An 18,729-nucleotide genomic window follows, 5' to 3' on the forward strand; every position below is an offset into this window, starting at 1 on the left:
ATGGCCGATACCCGTACCACCCCCCGGGGCCTCACCGCCTTCCGGGAGCCGCGACCGCCCGCGCCGGGCCCGCGTCACCCGTCACGGACGGTGCGGGCTCTCGCCCGTCTCCTGGTGCCGGTGCTCGCCCTGGCCGCCGCCCTCGTCGGTGTGCTGTGGACGAGCCTGACACCGGCCCCGGCGCCGAAGTCCGCGCCGGCGGACTCCTTCTCCGCAGCGCGCGCCTACCCGCACGTCGCCGCCGTGGCGGGCAGCCCGCACGCCACCGGCACGGCGGACCACGACCGCGTACGCGACGAACTGCTGCGCCGGCTACGGCAGGTGGGGCTCGACGCGCGGATCGAGCCGGGCACCAGCAGCGCCACCGGGCACGGCGCGGCCGTGGCCGCCTGGGTGCAGAACATCAGCGCCACCCTGCACGGCACCCACCCCAGCGGCCGGCTGCTGATCGTCGCCCACTACGACTCCGAGGAGAACAGCCACGGCGCGTCCGACGACGGCATCGGCTTCGCCACCCTCCTGGAGGTGGCCCGCGCCCTGAAGGCCGGCCCGGCACCCCGCAACGACATCACCTTCCTCATCACGGACGGCGAGGAGCCCGGCCTGCTGGGGGCCCGCGCCTTCGTCGCCCGCGACACGGCACCGGCGGCGTCCACCGTCGTCCTCAACCTGGAGGCCCGCGGAACCTCCGGCCGGACGGTGATGTTCGAGTCCGGCAGCGGGAACGCCGCTCTGGTCCCGGCACTTCGCGGCCGGCCTGCGGTGGTCACCTCGCTGTCCGACGAGGTGTACCGGATGCTGCCCAACGACACCGACTTCACCGTGCTGCGCAAGGCCGGCATGACCGGCATGAACTTCGCGGTGATCGGCGCCTCCGCGAACTACCACACCCCGCAGGACGATCTCGCCGACTTCAGCCGGCGAAGCCTGCAGGACATGGGCGACACCGTCCTGGCCGCGGCCCGCCGACTCGGCGGCGCCGACCTGAGCGGCACCCGGCACGCGGGCCGGGCGACGTACTTCACCCTGGGGCCGGTCCTCGTCCGCTACCCGATGGGCCTGGTGCTGCCCGGCGCGGTCCTCGCCGTCGCCGTCCTGGGCGCCGCCCTGTGGTACGCGGGCCGGCGCGGCGCCCTGCGGCCCGGCAGGACCGCGATCAGCACGGCCGCACTGCCCCTTGCCCCGCTGGGCGCGGCCGGCGCGGCGAGCCTGGTGTGGCCCGTCGCGACGTGGCTGCGGCCGCAGTGGACCGGGTTCGCACTGGGCAGCCCCTACCGGCCAGGACCGCTCCACCTGGCCGCCGTCCTGCTGACGGCAACGGCCCTGTGGGTGTGGGCGGTCGTCCTGCGCCGCCGGGCGACCGCCCTGGAGGTGAGCGCCGCGGCGACCGCGTGGCTGACCCTGTGCGCGGTGCTGACCGCCGTGTGGCTGCCGGGCGCCTCGTACCTGTTCCTGTGGCCCGCGCTCACCGGGGCGGCGGGCCTCGCGGCCGCGGCCCGCGCCGGCTCCGGCTCGGTGTGGCGCGGCGCCCTCGCCACGGCGCCCCTCGTGCCGTGCGCGGCGCTGCTGGTGCCGGTGGGCGAACTGCTCTTCGACACCGTGCCGGTCGCCCTCGCCGCAGCCCCGGCGCTCCTGCTCGCCCTCGCGTTCGCCCCCGCGCTGCCCGCCGTGCCCCGCCGCACCCGGCGCCGGTGGGCCGTCGGTGCCACCGCGCTCGGTACGGCCGGCGCCCTGTCCGCGCTCGGCGTGGCGGTGCTGACCGGCGCGCCCACCGCATCCCGGCCCGCGCAGGTGAGCCTCGTCTACGCCCTGGACGCCGACACCGGCCGGGCCCGTTGGGCCTCCAGCGGTGCGGGCAGCTCCGGCTGGCTGGACCACTACGTCGGCGCCGCCACGGGCTCACTGGAGGACGTCTTCCCGTCGCTGGACCAGCCGGCTCGCTGGCACACCGGGGCAGCGCCCGCCGCGACCGTCCCCGTCCCCGTGGTGAAGGTCGTCGCCGCCGCACGCACGGGAGACGTCCGCCGCATCACGCTCTCCGTGGCCGCCACCGGCCCGCGGGCGGCCGAGATCGACCTGTACGCGGACGCGGGCGGCGCCACCGTGGTGCGGGCCACGGTCGCCGGGCAGCGCATCCCCGGTGGCGTCAACCGGCCTTTCGCACACGGCGGCTGGCGCTGGGGGCTGCTGCTTACGGCGCCGCCCGCCGGGCCGGGCACCCAGGTGCAGCTGGAGGTCCGCGGCGCGCAGCCGTTGCGGCTGCGCGCCGTCACCCGGACGCCTGGGCTGCCCGAGGGCACCCTGAGCGTGCCGCGCCCGGCCACGGTGACCTGGTCCGCGGACAATGCGGGACTGACACTGGTGTCCCGCCGCTATGTGCTGTGACCGCCGGGCAGGGGGAAGGCCCCGGATCACTCCGGGGCCTTCCCCCTGCCCGCTGCCGTGTCCGCTCCGTCACAGGCCCTCGGGGATGCGCTCGTTCACGATGACCTGCTCGATGCTCTGGCGGGCCCGGATCAGGTCGAAGCTGCCGTCGGCACGGCGCAGCACCTCGGCGGCCTCCGGGTAGGAGTTGAAGTTCTTCATCGACATCGAGGAGCAGTAACTGCCCGCCCGCTCGACGACCACGTAGTCGCCGATCTCGGTGCGGCCCAGCGCGACCGGCGCCAGCTGCTCCTGCTTCGCGGTGAGGATGTCACCGGCGATGCAGCAGTGGCCGACGACGTTGAACTCCTCGGTGTCGTCGGCCGGCCGCTCGACGTCGCCGGAGGCGGGGACGGACACGATGGGGTGCTGCACGCCGTAGTACGACGGGCGGGCGATCTCCGTCAGACCGCTGTTGATCTTGAGGAAGGAGTTGCCGTTCGCACCGGTGTCCGTCTTGTCGATGACCTTGGTGACGAGTGAACCGGCCAGCGCCGTCAGGTAGGTGCCGGGCTCCACCTCCGTGTGCAGTCGGCGGCCGGTCTCCTCGGCGAACTGCCTGAGCTCGTCGGCGACGACCCGTGCCCACTCGGTGTGGTCGTAGACCGGGTCGCTCTGCAGGGCCGAGACCCGGTAGCCGCCGCCGAGGTCCAGGGTGTGCACGTCCTGGAAGTCGCGGGCGAAGGACAGCATGGTGCGCACGGCGTCGACGAGGATGTCCCAGTGGTGGCCGGAGCCGATGTGCGACTGGAGCCGCACCAGGCGCAGACCGTACTGCTCCACGATCTTCTTGACCTCGGGCAGCTGCTCGTGCCAGATGCCGAAACTCGACTGGGGGCCACCGCTGTTGAGACGTCCGACCAGGCCCGAGCCGAAGCCCGGGTTGATGCGGATCGCGACCTCGCCGCCCGGGTAGGCGCGGCCGTACTCCTCAAGCTGGTGCAGCGAGCCCGCGTCGAACTGCAGGCCCTGGTCGATGAGTTCGCGCAGGTTCTCGTCGAACACCGCCTCCTGTGCGGTCATCGAGATCCGCTCCGGACCCACCCCGGCCAGCACCGCACGGCGGGCCTCCCACACCGAGCTGGCGTCGAAGGAGAATCCCTGGCGGTCGAAGAGCCGGATGATCGCCTGGCTGGGGCACGCCTTGAGGGAGTAGCGCACCGTCAGGCCGAAGGCGTTGGGGAGGGTGGACATCGTGGTGGCGGAGCGGTGCACGGTGGTCTCGTCGTACACGAAGACCGGTGTGCCGAACTGCGCGGCGACGGCGCGCACGTCCTCGGGCTCAAGAAACTTCAGCTGCTCCATTGCGACCTCGCTCATGTCAGGCTCATTCCTCGAAGGTGGGTCGGAAAAGGTGGGTCAGAACAGGAGTCACGGGCGTGCGTGCCTCGATCACGGCGCGCGAGACCTCGCGCGCGTGTGGAGTCACGAGCGCGGCAAGGTCGTCCTGGGCGCGGACCATGAGGGCGTCGGACACCGCCGCGCGCGAGACGCGCTCGATCAGGAAGACGACGTCCCGGGAGTCCTCGGTGACCTTGCTGATGTCGCAGTCACGGTGGTTCCAGTGCCGGGTCAGCACCTGGCTGCCCCGGGCGTACACCACCTCCCCGGGACTCGGGTGCTCCGCGCGGTCCGCGCCGAGCGGCACGAACACGTCGCCGTCGACCGCGTGACGGATCGTCACGGGGCCGTCGAGGCGGGCGAGGTCGAAGGCCCCGGCCGGCAGCGCGTGGCGCACCGAGACCAGGTTGTAGGCGTCGACGGCCGGGTTGATCCGGGGCAGCTGCCCCGTGCGCCGCAGCCGCCGGATCAGCGCGTCCACACTGGGGCGGCTGCGGCGCGGGTTGGTGCCGAAGGCGCGGTACGCGGCGAACCAGGAGGCGATCGCCGGGTGCTGCTCGTCCGGCAGGTCGTGGACGCCGGCCGACACCTGCTGCTCCAGTGCCTCCGCCTCCCGTGCGGCGTCCGGCCAGGGCACGTCGCCCGCGAGGCCGCGGGCCACGACGAACCGCACCTGCGCCTCCGGGTGGGCGGCCAGCACGTCCGGGTCGAACGCAAAGGTCACGTCCATGACGTGCCCCCGGGCGGCGTGAGGGGGGAGGGATCGGCCACGATCCGGCGCCGGGTGCGCAGCCGCCCGGCGAAGCCCTGAGGGTCGATGACCGTCAACTCCTCGTGCAACAGCCGTAACTGGTGGTGCGGAGTGCCCGGCCACAGGTGGTGGACGGTGTGGTAGCCGTCGCTGTGCGGGTGGATGAGCCGGCGCTGCAGCGGACCGAGGTTGGTGACGGTGGAGTCGAAGACGGTGTCCGCGTCGTGGTAGCTGTGCTCGCTCGACTCTCCGATGAACCGCAGCACGGGGAGCACGAGCGCGAACCCGGCCAGCCACACCGCGCAGGCCGTCACCGCCGCACCCGCCCCCCACAGCAGGGCCGCGGGAACCACCGCGACCAGCACCGCCCAGGCGACCGGGAGCAGCAGCGCCGGCAGATCCGTGGACGTGGAGCGGTACCAGCTGCGCTGGTGGGCGGCGAGCCGCACGAGCAGCGAACGGGCGTAACCCGTACGGCTCGTGCGGTCCAGGCCGGTGATGTCCAGCTCCGCGTAGCGCCGCAGGTCGGGGTCGTCGTCCGTGCCGAGCCTGCTGTGGTGCAGCAGGTGCTCGGCCCGGTAGCGGGCGATACGGATGCCGGTCGGCAGCCCCGCGAGGACCGTCGCGCACCGGTCGTTGGCCCTGCGGTGGTGGCGGCTCCAGTTGAAGTGGCTGGCCTCGTGGACCAGACATTCCAGCGCCCGTATCTGGCGGCCCGCCAGCACCAGGGCGGCAAGGACCACCAGGGTCCCGGCGGCGGCCTGCGCGGGCCCCGCCCACCATCCCGGCCAGGCCGCCGCCAGCACCCCCGCGATCAGCACGAGCTGGTCACCGGCGGCGACAGCCGCCGTGACGGCGAGGCGGGTGCGGTGTGCCGCGCGCACGGCGGGGCGCACGGCGGCGGGTGCCCGGTAGCCGCGGGCGTAGGGCCGGCCCGCGGGCCCCGGGAGCCCTGGGGGGCCCGGGTGCGCCCTGCGTGGCGAGGCGACGGTCTGCGTCATGATGTGCTCCAAGAGGACACGGCGGATCAGTCGGCCGGGGCCGAGAAGAGCATCCGGATCTGGGTGTTGCGGTAACCGGCGCGGGCGAAGGCCGCCGCCATCGGCGCGTTGCCGGTGTCCGTGGTGGCCGTGATCAGCTCGGCGCCGCGCTCCGCATGGCTCCGGGTGATCTCGGCGAGCAGCTCGTCGACGTGGCCTTGGCCGCGCAGTTCGGGAACGACCCCCAGGTAGCCGACGTTCGGGCTGTACGGAGTGGCCGAGGGGATCGCGAACCCCGCGACGGCGCCGTCGCCGGTGCGCGCCAGGCGCCACCAGGAGCGCTCGCCGGGGCAGTTGCGGTAGAACTCCAGCTCCTTGCGGGCCGTGGCCGCCGGGCCGTGCGCCGCGAGGTTCTTGCGGGTCTCGGCGTCCAGACTGCCCTCGGCGACCCGGCGGAACACGTCGAGGAACGCCTCGTCCGGCGCCTCCTCGAAGGCGAGCCGCCCCGCCGCGGCGGGCACCCCGATCTCCGGCGTCCACTCCAGGCGCAGCCGCTCCACCTCCTGGGTCAGCCCGGCGGCGAGAGCCGCCGCACGGCGCCAGGTCAGCGCCGCCGACACCTTGGGGTCCTCGCGCCAGCCGTTGGGCAGCGTCAGGTTGTACACCGGCGGCTGCGCGGCGCCCGCTTCGGCGAACGCCCGGTGCCCGGCGCGCAGCAACTCGGTGGCCAGGCCGACCCGGTCGTCCACCGACGGCGCCACATGCAGGCAGTCCAGGGCGAGAGGATGCTCGCTCGTGGCCTGGCCCCACCACAGGGCCCGCGCCACGATCTCGCCGTCCGCCTCGGCGATCCACGACCACTGCGGCCGGTACATGCCCTGGGCGAGCTCGTCCCGGTAGCGGTCGGCGGGGATCCAGCTGATCGGATCCTCGACGGTGAAGGCGGTGACACGCACGAGATCGGCGTCCGCGGTGGGGCGCAGCAGCATGGTTCCTCCGGTGGGGCGGATGGTGCGGTGACGGCCGGCGGCAGCCGTCATCGGCCGGCCGGCGGCTCGGTGTGCAGGTCGGACATGGCGACGAGGATGCGGCGGTCCCCGCGGAACGGCTCCCGGGCGTGAGTGGCGAGGAAGTTGTCCACGACGAGCACGTCGCCGCGCCGCCACGTGAAGGACACGGCGGCTTCCCGGTACAGCGACCGGATCAGCTCGGCGACCTTGTCCTCGATGGGCGCACCGTCACCGTAGTAGGCGTTGCGGGGCAGGCCCTCCTCGCCGTACTCCTCGACGAGGATCTCGGCGATCTCCGGCTCCACGTTGGAGAGGTGGAACAGGTGTGCGTGGTTGAACCACACCGTCTCGCCGGTCCGCGGATGCCGTGCCACGGCCTGCCGCACCGACGTGGTGCGCAGCCCGTCGCCGCCGGTCCACTCGAAGTCGGTGCCCGACCGGCGGCAGTACGCCTCCACCTCGGCCCGGTCGGTCGTCTGGAAGGCCTCCTGCCAGGACTCGTTGACGTCCGGGCCGTAGTTGCGCACGTACCGCACCCCGTGCCGGGTGAAGCGCTCCCGCACCTCGGCGGGGATCAGCGGGAACACCCTGCGCTCGCTGGCCACCGGTGTGGCTCCGCCCACCGGCGAGGGCAGATCGCCGTAGAAGTACAGCAGGCTCGGCCAGTTGTGGGAGTACGACATCTCGTGGTGGAACGGGATCCACTGGTCCTCGCCCAGCTCCGTCGAGGTGAACACCTTGTCGGCGACCTCGGTGCGGGTCGCCGCCCGCTCCAGATAGCCGAGCAGCTCGGGGGAGAAGGCGCGCGCCGCCCGCCCGAACTCCTGCGGGTCCGCCACGTCGAAGCCGCGCAGCAGCACGGCGCCGCACCGGTCCAGGGCCGCCCGCAGCTCCTCGCGCCGGCCGGCCACCCACCCCGGCAGGGCGAGGCCGGGCTCGCCCGCCTCGATCTCCAGCAGGAACGGCTCCTCGTGCAGCGGGCGGACGGTGACCGCCGCGTCGGACAGTGCCGAGGTCACATCGGTGAGCGTCATGCGGACACCTCGTCGGCGCCGATGGCGTCGGCCATGGCGGTCAGGATCCGCCGCGGGCCCTCGAACGGCTCCCGGGCATGCGCGACCAGCATGTTCTCCACGACGAGGACGTCACCGGGCTCCCAGTCGAAGCCCGTGGTCTCCGCCGTGTAGGCGGCCCGCAGCTCGGCGAGTGTCTCGGCCTCGATCGGGGAGCCGTCCCCGTAGTACGTGTTGTAGGGCAGGTCGTCCTCGTCCAGCACCTCCAGGAGACCGGCACTGACCTCCTCGTCCAACGACGTCACGTGGAAGAACAGCGCGTGGTTGAACCAGCTGCGCTCCCCGGTGACCGGATGCCTGCGCACCGCGGGCCGGGTCTGCACGGTCCGCAGATGGTCCTCGTCCACCCACTCCAAGGAGATGTCGGCGCGCGCGCAGTAGTCGGCGACGTCCTCGGCCCGGTCCGTCTGGAACGCCTCCTGCCACGGCAGGCTGATGCCCGGCAGGTAGTTGCGCACGTACCGCACGCCCAGGCGCTCGAACCGGGCGACGGTCTCCGGGCGCAGCCGCGCCAGGATCCTGCGCGAGTCGGCGAGCGGGGTACGGCCGCCCCTCGTCGCCGCCCGCTCGCAGAAGAAGACGATCCGCGTCGGCCACTTCGAGGTGTACGACTGCTCGTTGTGCAGCAGGATCGGCTGGTCCGCCGGGTACTCGGTGGACGTGTAGACGCCGTCGGAGACCTGGCTGCGCGGCGAGGACCGCTCCCCGTACGCGAGCACCTGCGGCGACAGGGCGTCCATCACGGCCCGGAAGTCGTCGGCGCCGCGCACGGCGAAGCCGCGGAAGAGGACGGCCCCGGCCTGCCGGGCCAACGCGTCGACCTCCTCCCGGCGTTCGGCCACCCATGCCGACAGCGATGTGCCGGGGCGTGCGCAGCGCACCAGCGCCGGCAGCGAACGGCCCTCCCAGGCCTGGCTGACGGCCACGCCGTCGCGCAGTTCAACGGTCATGCTGCAATCTCCCTCACGATGGGTGGCGGCCGGTCAGCGGCGGGGCGCGCCGCGGTCGATCTTCGGGATCGAGGCCTGCTGGGCCGGCTCCCTGGATGCGGCCGCCCGCTTCGCCTCGACGGCGCCGGCGAGGCCCGCGAGCGTCGGTGCCTTGAAGAACTGGCCGATCTGCAGTCCCACTCCGAACTCCTTGCGGATGCGGGAGATCGCCCGGATCGCGAGCAGCGAGTGCCCGCCCAGGGTGAAGAACGAGTCCTCCAGACCGACCCGATCCACCTCCAGCAGCTCAGCGCACAGCGCGGCCAGCCGGATCTGCACATCGGTGACGGGTGCCACGAACTCCGCTGCCGTGGCGGGCCGTTCGTCCGAGGGCTGCGGCAGCGCCGCCACGTCGACCTTCCCGTGCGCACCGGTCGGCCACTGCCGCAGCACGAACACCTGGGCCGGGACCATCGCGTCGGGCACCCGTTCGCGCAGGAAGTCCCGCAGGTCGGCCGCCAGCGCCCCGGCGTTCGCGGCGCCGTCCGCGTGCTCCGCGTCCGACGTCACGTAGCCGATCAGACGCGGGCCGGCACCGCGGCGGTCCACGGTGACCACACTGCCCGTCACCCGCGGGTGCTCGCGCAGCACCGCCGCGACCTCCGCCGGCTCGACCCGGTTGCCGTGGATCTTGACCTGCTCGTCGGCGCGGCCGAGGAACTCCACGGAGCCGTCCGCCAGCAGACGGGCCCGGTCCCCGGTGGCGTAGAGCCGCCGCCCGTGCCCGAAGGGATGCGGCACGAACCGTGCGGCGGTCAGCGCCGCGCGGCCCGGGTACCCGCGTGCCACCTGCACCCCGCCGAGGTACAACTCACCGGCCACACCCAGCGGTTGGGGCCGCAGGCGCGAGTCGAGGACGTACACCTCGGCGCCGGGCACCGGACGACCGATCGGTACGCGCTGCGGCACGGGCCGGGCGACCCGCCCGGAGGTGACGTCGATGACGGCTTCGGTCGGCCCGTACTGGTTGACGAACTCGGCGTGGGCGAACCGGTCCAGGACACGGTCCGCGAGAGGGGCCGACAACTCCTCGCCGCCGCTGAGCAGCAGCCGCAGCGAGGGGTGCGCACCCGCCGGGGCGTTCGCGAACTCCTCCAGGAGGGACGGCACGAAGTGGCAGACGGTCACCTCACGGCGGTCGATCAGCTCCCGCAGGTACTCCAGGTCACGATGTCCGCCCTCACGGCACGCCACCACGGTGGCGCCGGTGACCAGCGGCAGCAGCAGCTCCCACACCGCCACGTCGAACCCGAGCGGCGCCTTGCGCAGCACCCGGTCGCCCACCCCCACGGACAGCTGCCGCTCCATGCCCGAGAGCCGGTTGAGCAGACCCGCACGCGTGGTGAGCACACCCTTGGGGCGGCCCGACGTGCCGGACGTGAACAGCAGATGGGCACCGGCGTCCGGCAGGTCGGCGACGGCGGGCGGCCGGTGCCCGTCACAGGCCGCGACCTCCTCGCCCGTCACCTCCACCACGGTGACGCCCGGCAGCAGCTGCCCCAGCCCGTCGGTGGTCAGGACCAGCCGCGGCGCACCGTCCTCGACCAGCTGCGTGAGCCGCGTCGGCGGATAGCCCGGGTCGAGCGGCAGCACCACCGCGCCGGCCTTCAGCACGCCGAGCACGGCCGCCGCGAGCGCGCCGCCCCCCGCGCACAGCACCCCCACCCGGTCCTCGGCGCCCACGCCGCGTGCGGCCAGCAGATGCGCCACCCGGTTGGAGAACACGTCGAGCCCGCCGTACGTCAACACCTCGCCGCAGTCCTCGACGACCGCGACCGCGTCGGGGCGGGCATCGGCCTGCGCGGCGAACCGCTCCGGCACCCATGGGCCGGTCAGCGCGTCCGTCGCCGCACCCGACAGATCGCGCACAAGGTGCTCGCGCGCCGCGTCCGTCAGCACCTGGAGATCGTCCAGCGGGCGGTCCGGAGCGTACGCCGCCGAGGCGAGGAACGTCTCGAATGCCGACGCCAGAGCCGTCGCGGTAGAGCGGTCGAACAACTCCGTGGAGAACTCCAGACGGCCGCTGAGGCCGCCGTGCCCGTCCGGCGCCAGCTGCACCGACAGGTCGCAGCGCACCGTGCCGATCAGCGCGGGCAGCGCCTCGCAGTCGAGGCCCGGCATCGTCAGATCGGGCGCGGGCGTGTTGTGCAGCGCCAGCCAGTGCCGGGCGATCGCCGTCTGCCCGGACGCGTCGCGCCCCGACTGCAGCTCCGCCACGATCCGTTCGAAGGGCACGTCCTGATGCGCGTACGCCTCGGTGCACACCTCGCGGGTGCGCCGCAGCAGCGTACGGAAGGTGTCACCGTCGTCGATGCGCACCCGCAGCGGCAGCGTGTTCACGAAGAACCCGACGACGTCCTCCAGCTCGGCGCGCCTGCGCCCCGCCACCGGAGTGCCCACCACCACGTCACGCCGGCCCGCGAACCGGCCGAGCACACTTGCCCAGGCCGCGGTCAGCGCCATGAACAGCGTCGCCTGCCCGCTGTCGGTCAGCGCCCGGACGGCCTCGGTCAACGACCGGTCCAGCGAGAGCGGCACCGTGTCGCCCGCATAGCTCCGCTCCGCGGGACGCGGCCGGTCGGTGGGGATCTCGGTCGCCTCGATCCCCTCCAACTGCCGTTTCCAGTACGTCAGTTGCTCGGCAATGACGCCCTGCTCCAGCCAGCCGCGCTGCCAGGCCGCGAAATCCGCGTAGGTCAAGGCAAGCTCGGGCAGCGACGGCTCTTGTCCCTGCACCAACGCCGAGTACAACGCGCCCAGTTCGCCCACCAGCAGTCCGAGGGACCAGCCGTCGACGGCGATGTGGTGCACGGACAGCACCAGAACCCACTCCGGCCCCGCCGCGTCGGAGATCTCGAGCAGCGCCGCGCGCAGCAACGGAGGCGTCGACAGGTCGAAGCCCTCGGCGGCCGCCGCCCGCACCCGGTCCGCCACGGCGCCGGACGGAGTGGACCACACCGGCACCTCCACCTGGACCGTCCCGGCCCCGTGGATGCGCTGCTCCAGGACGTCGCCGTCCTCCACCACACCGGTGCGCAGTACCTCGTGCCGGTCCACGAGCAACGCGACCGCGCGGCGCAGCACCGCCACGTCGAGGGCACCGCGCAGCCTGAGCGCCCCGGAGCCCACGTACATCGGCGACCCCGGGCGCAGCTTGTCCACGAAGTACAGCCGTTCCTGCCCGAACGACAGAGGCGCCCGGGACCGGTCGCCGGCGCGCCGCGTCACCTGGCCCGCGTTCCTGCCGATGCCGTCCGCGTCCAGCAACTGGTCGAGCAGTCGCCTTTGTTCGGCCGAGAGCTGAGCTCCCTGGGGAAGCTGGGTCTGCATGAGTCCTCCAGATGTCGATGAGGCGCCGGCGGCCTCAGCTGCAGCTCGCCTGCTCCATCGCGCGCCGCAGGCTCAGCGGCCGCATGTCCGTCCACACCGCGTCGATCCGGGCCAGACACTCCTCGCGCGGCCCCGTGGTGCCCTCGGCACGCCACCCGGGCGGCAGGTCGGCGTCGGCACGCCAGATCGAGTACTGCAGCTCGTCGTTGACGACCACCGCATACGCGACGGCGGCGCTGTCCTGGTCGCTCATGTGCTTCCTCCGTGGTGACGGGGAGGCCAAAGCCATGACCGCCCCTCCCGTGTCCGGACCGTCCCAACCTGAACCATCCGGCCCCTGCTTGTGGTGTCGGGAGATTCCCCGACCTCCCTCCGTGCGGGGACCACCGCCCGCCGAACCGCCCCCGCTCAGGAGCCCGCCGCCACGCCGAGCCGGTCCGAACGGCCCACCATGGCCGCCACCTCGGCCCGCGACTGCACCTGCAGCTTCTGGAATATCCGCCCCAGGTACGTCTCCACGGTCTTGTGGCTCAGCTCCAGGACACGGGCGATCTGCTGATTGGTGCGGCCCGCACTGACCAGGAGCGCCACCTCCTTCTCCCGCCGGCTCAGTCCCTCCAGCGCCATCGTGGTGCCGCCCGCCGCATCGTCCGCCGGCCGCCGCCGGCCCGGCAGCGCCGTGACGCCCGCCCCCGCGGCGGTCTCCCGGCGCAGCCGCAGCGCCTGCTCCCGCAGATGCTCGCTGTCCGTCGCCGCCGCGACAGCCTCCGCGCACGCGGCGTGCCGCGCCGCTCCCGCCTCGTCGCCGGTGTGCCGCTGCAGGGCGCTGAGCGCCATCGCGAACAACGGCACGTGAGGGGTGAGGCGGCGCGTCTCGGCGATGCGCAGCCCCCGCTCGTAGTGGGTGCACGCGGCACCGGGCCGCCCCAGGGCCGCCTCGGCGGTCGCCAGCCAGTACAGACCCTCCAGTTCCCCGGCGACCTCGCAGTCCGGCGCCCCGTCCAGCAACTGCCGGGCAGAGAGCACGCGCTGCTCGGCCCGCCCCTGCTGATCGCCCCGGACGGTCGCCACCGCGAGCTGGGCCAGCAGCCTGCCGCGCAACGCGGCAGATGCCCCCTCGGGTATCACCGGCTCGCCCGCGCCCTCGTCCTCTCCCTCGCCGGTCGACGGCACCGGGCGGCGGGTGTGCAACGTCAGCTCGATCACCGCATGCCGCACCTCGTCCCGCAGCACGTTCCCCGGCGCCAACTCGTGCAGCAGCGAGTCCAGTTCGGCGTGCGCACGGTCGGGACGGCCGAGCAGCCGGTACGCCCGCGCCCGCCACTGCGCCGCCTCCACCCGCAGCCGCGTCCCCGCCGCGCCGCTCTCGCACAGGGGCCCCAGCGTGGTGAGCGACGCGGTGAGCCGGCCGGTGAGCGCCAGCGACTTGCCGAGCAACAGCCGCTCCCGCGGCTCGGTTCCGCCGCCCGCCCGCGAAGCCTGCGCCGCCCTTATCCAGGAGACGGCCTGCGCCGGGTCCCGCCACAGCCACTGCGCCGCCGCGTCCCAGAGCACCCGTGCGCCGCTCCCGTCCCGCAGCGCCGCACCGCGTTCCAGGTGCCGGGCCAGGTGCGCGGACGAAGAGCCGGGCCGGGCCGGCATCCGTGCCGCCTGCGCGTGCGCCCCCAGCAGCCAGCCGGGGCCCGCCGACTGGTAGGCGGCCACCCGCAGCAGCGGATTGGCGAATCGCAACTGCCAGGCGAGCTCGTCCGGGCGCAGCAGCTCCTCGTGCATCAACTCGTCGAGGGCCCGCGACAGCGCCGCGTCGTCGACCTGGGCGATCTCCTTGAGGTCGTCGGGGGCGAACGGCTCGTGCAGCACGGCGGCGGCGCGCACCACCTGCCAGCCCTCCGCGCTCAACGAGCGGAAGTCGCGCAGGACGTCGGCGAGCAGGTCCGGCGGCAGCGGCGGGGCCCAGGCGCCGGTGAGTCCGGGCACGTGGCGCAGCCTGGCGAAGGCACGCAGCAGCCCCGGGTTCCCGCGGGCCTCGTCGAGGAGCGTCTCGCAGTGCACCCGGCTCAGATCCTCCGGGAGCAGGGCGATCGCCTCCTCCTCGGTGAGCGGCACGGGCCGCACCCGCAGCACACCCCCGCGGGCGGCGCGCCGGACGGGCATGTCGTTCAGGACAGGATCACCGGGCCGGTCCCGCCGCGCGAAGGCGACCACGACCGGACCGTCGACGGGGTGCTCCAGCAGATGACCGAGAAGCTGCAGCGACCCCCTGTCCGCCAGGTGCACATCGTCCAGAGTCAGCAACAGGGGGCTGTCGGCGGCGAGCGTCCTCAGCAGGGCGCGCATCGAGCGCCAGATCCGGTACGTGTCCGCAGGCACGGGAGGAAGGACGTCACGTGCGGTGGTGGCCAGCACCGGGAACAGCGGCGCGAGCCAGGCGGCCTGCCCGGACCCGTAGCCCTCGAGCCGATCGGGATCCATGTGCTCCACCAGATCCTCGAGGGCCTCGACGAACAGCCCGAACGGCGCCTGAGCCGTGGCAGGCGAGGCCGTGCTCGCCGCGACCGTCCAGCCGTGGCCTGCCGCCACCGAGCACAGGCCCTCCAGCAAGGTGGTCTTGCCGGACCAGCGGCCGCCGGTGATCTCCACGGCCTGTCCGCCGGCCGCTCCGGCCGCGCCGAGGCCGAGCGCTGTGACGATCTCCTTGGCGCCGCGGGCCAGAAGCGGTGATGTACGAGTGGGGGACGGGGATGTCCGTTGCGAGCTGAGTTCCATGAGGAGCGCTTCCAGCGTTTGTGCCACAGAGGCGACGGGAGATCAGGGGGGAAGGAGCGCACGGGTGACTGATCCACGGATGCTAGCCACGGTGCGCGGCCCGACCCGGAAACCTCCGGCGGATCTCAAGGAAGCCTGGGTCCGCGGTACAGCGACACCGGCCCGTCGGGCACCGCGATCGGCTGGGGCGGGGCATCACGCCGTGAAGCTGTGCAGCGACGCCTCGAAACGGGCCAGCTCCTGGGCGCCGGGCGCAAGAACGCGCACACCACGCACGCGGCCCGGCTCGTCGTCGAGCAGCAGACGGGTCGCGATCCCGTCGGCCAACAGATGGGCGTGCAGACGCTCGGGCCGCTCGTGGTAGACGAATCGGTAGTGGACCGGCACGCCGGTGACGACCGCGTCCCCGAAGTGCCCCACCAGAACCGCCTCGAGGCGGCGAGCGTCCTCGCGGGCACCGACGAGCGCCCCGCCGATCCACTCGGCGTCACCCAGCGCCGCGCATGCCACGTGGGCGTCGAACGCGGACAGAGGCCACTCGGGCAGCCGCCTGGCGACCAGCTCGCGCAGCCTCTCGTCAGCCGACCACAGCGCGCCGGTGCGGGTACCGGCGATGCCAAGCGGCTTGCCGGGCGAGGCGAGGACGGCCAGGTTGCGGTGGGGGAGCGTCATTGCGGACTGCCGACGGTCACCCAGATAGTCGACGTACGCCTCGTCGACGATCAGCGTGCACTGCGGGTGCCGGGTCAGCAGCTCGGCGAGCGCGTCGCGCGGCACGGTCAGGCCGAGTGGATTGTTCGGGTTGGAGAAGACCACGAACGCATACCGGCGCATGGCCGAGTCCAGGCGCTGCACCCGCAGCTCGACGGTGTCCCGCTCGCCGACCGGCGGCGGCAGCTGACGGGACCACCTGCGGATGGTGCCCGTGTAGTCCGGGGTCAGCGCCGCCGAACGGTCCGCCGGAAGCACCGAGGCGAGCACCGACAACGGCTCACTGATCCCACGGGTGACCACCAGCTGACGCGGATCCGTACCCAGATACGCGGCATAGGCCGTACGGAAGCGGTCCTCGACGCCGTACGGATGGACGGTGAGGGACGCCGGATCGAAGGCGGCCGCCGCCGCGCGCGCCGCGGGCGACGGCCCGGAACGGGTGACGCACGTGCTCAGGTCCAGCACCCCGTCGAGCCCGGACGGCAGATACCGCAGATCCCCGCCCGAGTGCTGGGACGCCTTGGCATACGTGAGCGTGGTCAAGAGAGCCTCCTGCTGAACCGATGCGGGTACGGAAGACCGTCCCACCTGCCCGGGAAGCGCCCTGGCCGCAAGCCGCCGGCCGACCGGGACCTAGCCACGGCGCGAGGGGAGCGTCCTACCCCCGACTCGAGCTGCGCTCGGGCGCGCGTGGGAAGACCCCAAATCCCCTACGGAAGACGCCGGTTCTGGAAGGAGGCTCGGATCCGGCTCGAACCGTCGCGCGGCTCGGCCGCCCGCGCGCCATACTCCCCGCCATGCGACTCCCCGACACACCCGTCTGCGTGGCCGCTCTCGATACGGCGTCCTCCTACTGCTCGCCCGCGCTGCTCAACCACTGCGTGCGGTCCTACATCTGGGCGGCCGCCCACGGCACCGCCCGAGGCATCCGATTCGACCCGGAGGTCCTGTTTGTGGGCGCCATGTTCCACGACATCGCCCTGGTGCCGGAGTTCGACAGCCACACGGTCGGCTTCGACCATGCCAGTGCTCACGTGGCCCGGGTCTTCGCCCTGGGTGCGGGCTGGCCCCCGCCGCGCCGCGAGCGTCTCGCGGAGGTCGTCCTGAGCCACATGCTGGACGAGGTCGACGTGACGGTGGATCCCGAGGGCCACCTCCTGGAGCGCTCCACGAGCCTGGACATCTCCGGCCGCTACCTGGACGACTTCTCCGCCGCCTTCAGGACCGAGGTCCTGGGCCGCCACCCGCGCGCCGGCATCGCAGAGGAGTTCCTCGCCTGCTTCCGCGCCCAGGCCGAGCGCAAACCGGACAGCTCACCCGCCGCGGCCCTGCGCGACGGCATCGCCGACCGGATCCTCGGCAACGAGCTGGACCGTCACTGAGGTCGAACTCGTGGTGTCGCGCAGGGGTGGGGTTCCATGCTCTGCGTGGCGCCCGCCCTACGGATGCGTGTCGCGTGCCGTACACGCGAGAGCCCCCACCGGCGCGCGGCGCGAGCAGTTCGCGTCCGACCGCGAGCTTCGCGATCTCGGCCAGCTCCTCGCGCGTGAGCACGGCCCCCGTCGGATTGTGCGGGTGTTGATCAGCAGCAGCCGGGTGCGGTCCGTCACCGCGTCGCGCAGCTCGTCCAGACCCAGCCGGAAGCGCCGATGTGCGACTCCGCCGCGTGTGCCCTCGTAGTGCGGCTCGAACGCGATCACCTCGTCGCCCGGTTCGAGGAGCGCGAGGCCTCGGTCGTCGCCCGCCGTGACGAGCACCTCGGGATGGTGTCGGGGATGCCGTTGGGTCCAAGAACGCGGCGAGTTGCAGCATCGGCCGAGCCAGGAAGACCGCGACGAAACGATGATCAGATCCGCCAGGAGCGCAGCGCCTCGGCGACGGCGTAGACGTTCAGTCGACTGTCGCGGATCTTGCGGACGAGGTCGGACAGGGCGCCGTAGGGTGGATCGATGCCCTCGCCGGACTGGTCCAAGTACTGGGCGGTGACGAACGCGGCGAAAAGGCTGTTGCGGTGGGGGAGCGGCTCCAGCCGCACGATCGTGTGCAGGAGTGCGGCCGCGCGCCAGGCCGCATCCGGATCGGACGCCTCGAGCGTCGGCATCCTGGTCTTGTGCCGTGCCACGGCGGCCACCAGCGCCGAGTAGTCCGACACCGTGACGTCTTCGTGCCCGAGGGCGGCCTCCTGGACGTCCAGCAGCCAGGCGACATCGATGTACAGGACCATCAGGCAGCCGCGACCCCGTCACCGCGCCGGGAGGGCGGTACCTCCTCGGGGAACACCTCGTCGAACTCGCCGCGCAACCTGTCGGCCCAGGCGGTGGCGCCGGCCACGAACTGCTTGCGGTGCATCTCCCGCACACCGAGGTCGTGCAGATACTGCTTCAGGCTCTTGCCCTCGGCGGCGGCAGCGGCCCGCACGCCTTCCATTTCCTCTTCGGAGAAGGACACGTTCAGTGATGGCATGCAGCCATGGTACCTACTTGGTGCCAGATGTTGCGGCTCGGCGGCCGTTTTCAGAGGGGCGGGCAGGTGTTCGCAGCGTCGGCCGGGAAGGCGCGCTCGTGCGAACGTGCTGTAGCGGAGTGTAGTGAGTTGTTGCGCTCCGTTTATGATGACGTGATGAAGTACGTGCTGGTGCCGGGTGGTTGGCAGGGTGGGTGGGCGTTCGACGCGGTGGCGGCCGAGCTGCACCGCGAAGGTCACCAGGTCGAGGCCGTGACCCTGGCAGGGCTGGAGCCGGACGGCCCGGTCGACATGGACCGACCGCCAAATCTCAACACCCATGTCGACCAGGTGGCCGAGATCATCGACCGCGACTGTGAAAGGCCTCTCGCTCTGTGCGGGCACAGCTACGGCGGGATGGTGATCGCCGGTGTCGCGGACCGGCTCGGCGACCGCCTCGATCAGCTCGTCTTCATCGACGCCTACGTCCCGGAGGACGGTGATTCGTGCTGGTCCCTGACCAGTGACCGGTTCCGGCACCTGTTCATGGCCGGCGCCCGCGACGACGGTCGCTGGGTCGCGGCCCCCTCCGGGGCCGACCCACGCGCGCGACCGCATCCGCTCGCGAGCTTCCTCCAGGCGCTCAGACTGCACAGTGGTCCCGGACGTGCGGTCGGCCGCACGTTCATCAGCGGTGGCGCGTGGCCGGGCAGCCCGTTCGCAGCCGTGAGTGAACGGCTGCGCCACGACTCGGGCTGGCGTGTGCACGAGATTCCCGTCGGCCACAACATCGCCCGTCACGATCCGGTCGGTCTCGCAGCAGTCCTCGGGGCCCTCCCGCCGGCCTGCAAGAGCGCGTGACGCGAATGCGCGGTCCCGACAGGGAGCCGGTACGCGGCACGCCACCGC

Annotated in this window: 15 protein-coding genes and 1 pseudogene; 3 read left to right on the forward strand and 13 right to left on the reverse strand. The window is 73.1% G+C overall.

Features of this window, described 5'->3' with window-relative positions; translation table 11 throughout:
- A complete protein-coding gene (locus ACIBW9_RS40930; protein WP_398963455.1) occupies positions 1-2,385 on the forward strand; it encodes a M20/M25/M40 family metallo-hydrolase in 2,385 nt (794 codons plus the stop codon).
- A gap of 69 nt (positions 2,386-2,454) precedes the next feature.
- On the opposite strand, the gene ACIBW9_RS40935 is transcribed toward ACIBW9_RS40930, so the two are convergent.
- The 10 genes from ACIBW9_RS40935 to ACIBW9_RS40980 form a co-directional block, all read right to left on the reverse strand.
- Positions 2,455-3,744, reverse strand: coding sequence for a diaminopimelate decarboxylase (locus ACIBW9_RS40935; protein ID WP_398963457.1), 1,290 nt, complete (start codon positions 3,742-3,744; stop codon positions 2,455-2,457).
- 7 nt (positions 3,745-3,751) lie between these two features.
- Positions 3,752-4,495 (reverse strand): B3/4 domain-containing protein, encoded by a 744-nt coding sequence (locus ACIBW9_RS40940; protein ID WP_398963460.1) that lies wholly within the window; start codon positions 4,493-4,495, stop codon positions 3,752-3,754.
- Entirely contained in the window at positions 4,486-5,517 is a 1,032-nt protein-coding gene (locus ACIBW9_RS40945; RefSeq protein WP_398963463.1) for a fatty acid desaturase family protein, read from the reverse strand. The genes ACIBW9_RS40940 and ACIBW9_RS40945 overlap by 10 nt, the downstream gene beginning before the upstream one ends.
- 26 nt (positions 5,518-5,543) lie before the next feature.
- Positions 5,544-6,485 carry a GNAT family N-acetyltransferase gene (locus tag ACIBW9_RS40950; RefSeq protein ID WP_398963465.1) on the reverse strand — a complete coding sequence of 314 codons (942 nt, stop codon included), beginning with the start codon at positions 6,483-6,485 and terminating at the stop codon, positions 5,544-5,546.
- A 47-nt stretch (positions 6,486-6,532) separates the two neighbouring features.
- Entirely contained in the window at positions 6,533-7,540 is a 1,008-nt protein-coding gene (locus tag ACIBW9_RS40955; protein ID WP_398963467.1) for a TauD/TfdA family dioxygenase, read from the reverse strand.
- The gene (locus ACIBW9_RS40960) at positions 7,537-8,529 is read right to left on the reverse strand and encodes a TauD/TfdA family dioxygenase (protein ID WP_398963471.1); all 993 of its coding nucleotides are present in this window, start codon (positions 8,527-8,529) and stop codon (positions 7,537-7,539) included. Before ACIBW9_RS40960 ends, ACIBW9_RS40955 begins: the two co-directional genes overlap by 4 nt.
- 33 nt (positions 8,530-8,562) lie before the next feature.
- Positions 8,563-11,898: an amino acid adenylation domain-containing protein gene (locus tag ACIBW9_RS40965; protein ID WP_398963474.1), complete on the reverse strand. Its 3,336-nt coding sequence runs from the start codon at positions 11,896-11,898 to the stop codon at positions 8,563-8,565.
- 34 nt (positions 11,899-11,932) lie between these two features.
- Positions 11,933-12,151 carry an MbtH family protein gene (locus tag ACIBW9_RS40970; protein WP_398963476.1) on the reverse strand — a complete coding sequence of 73 codons (219 nt, stop codon included), beginning with the start codon at positions 12,149-12,151 and terminating at the stop codon, positions 11,933-11,935.
- Between the two features lie 155 nt (positions 12,152-12,306).
- The gene (locus tag ACIBW9_RS40975; RefSeq protein ID WP_398963479.1) at positions 12,307-14,664 is read right to left on the reverse strand and encodes a LuxR C-terminal-related transcriptional regulator; all 2,358 of its coding nucleotides are present in this window, start codon (positions 14,662-14,664) and stop codon (positions 12,307-12,309) included.
- 195 nt (positions 14,665-14,859) lie between these two features.
- A complete protein-coding gene (locus ACIBW9_RS40980) occupies positions 14,860-15,921 on the reverse strand; it encodes an aminotransferase class I/II-fold pyridoxal phosphate-dependent enzyme (protein WP_398963481.1) in 1,062 nt (353 codons plus the stop codon).
- Between the two features lie 254 nt (positions 15,922-16,175).
- Between ACIBW9_RS40980 and ACIBW9_RS40985 the strand changes: the two genes are divergently transcribed.
- Positions 16,176-16,760 (forward strand): HD domain-containing protein, encoded by a 585-nt coding sequence (locus ACIBW9_RS40985; protein WP_398963484.1) that lies wholly within the window; start codon positions 16,176-16,178, stop codon positions 16,758-16,760.
- 112 nt (positions 16,761-16,872) lie between these two features.
- Here the strand turns inward: ACIBW9_RS40985 and ACIBW9_RS40990 are convergent.
- The 3 genes and pseudogenes from ACIBW9_RS40990 to ACIBW9_RS41000 form a co-directional block, all read right to left on the reverse strand.
- Positions 16,873-17,138, reverse strand: a pseudogene (locus tag ACIBW9_RS40990) (aminotransferase class I/II-fold pyridoxal phosphate-dependent enzyme); the annotation flags it as partial.
- A gap of 86 nt (positions 17,139-17,224) precedes the next feature.
- A complete protein-coding gene (locus tag ACIBW9_RS40995) occupies positions 17,225-17,602 on the reverse strand; it encodes a toxin Doc (protein ID WP_398963487.1) in 378 nt (125 codons plus the stop codon).
- Positions 17,602-17,841 (reverse strand): hypothetical protein, encoded by a 240-nt coding sequence (locus ACIBW9_RS41000; protein ID WP_398963489.1) that lies wholly within the window; start codon positions 17,839-17,841, stop codon positions 17,602-17,604. The genes ACIBW9_RS40995 and ACIBW9_RS41000 overlap by 1 nt, the downstream gene beginning before the upstream one ends.
- Before the next feature lie 156 nt (positions 17,842-17,997).
- Between ACIBW9_RS41000 and ACIBW9_RS41005 the strand changes: the two genes are divergently transcribed.
- Positions 17,998-18,681, forward strand: coding sequence for an alpha/beta fold hydrolase (locus ACIBW9_RS41005; RefSeq protein WP_398963493.1), 684 nt, complete (start codon positions 17,998-18,000; stop codon positions 18,679-18,681).
- Positions 18,682-18,729: the final 48 nt, after the last annotated feature.

The sequence above is a fragment of the Streptomyces sp. NPDC049541 genome, from assembly GCF_044465725.1.
In the GTDB taxonomy this organism is placed as follows: domain Bacteria; phylum Actinomycetota; class Actinomycetes; order Streptomycetales; family Streptomycetaceae; genus Streptomyces.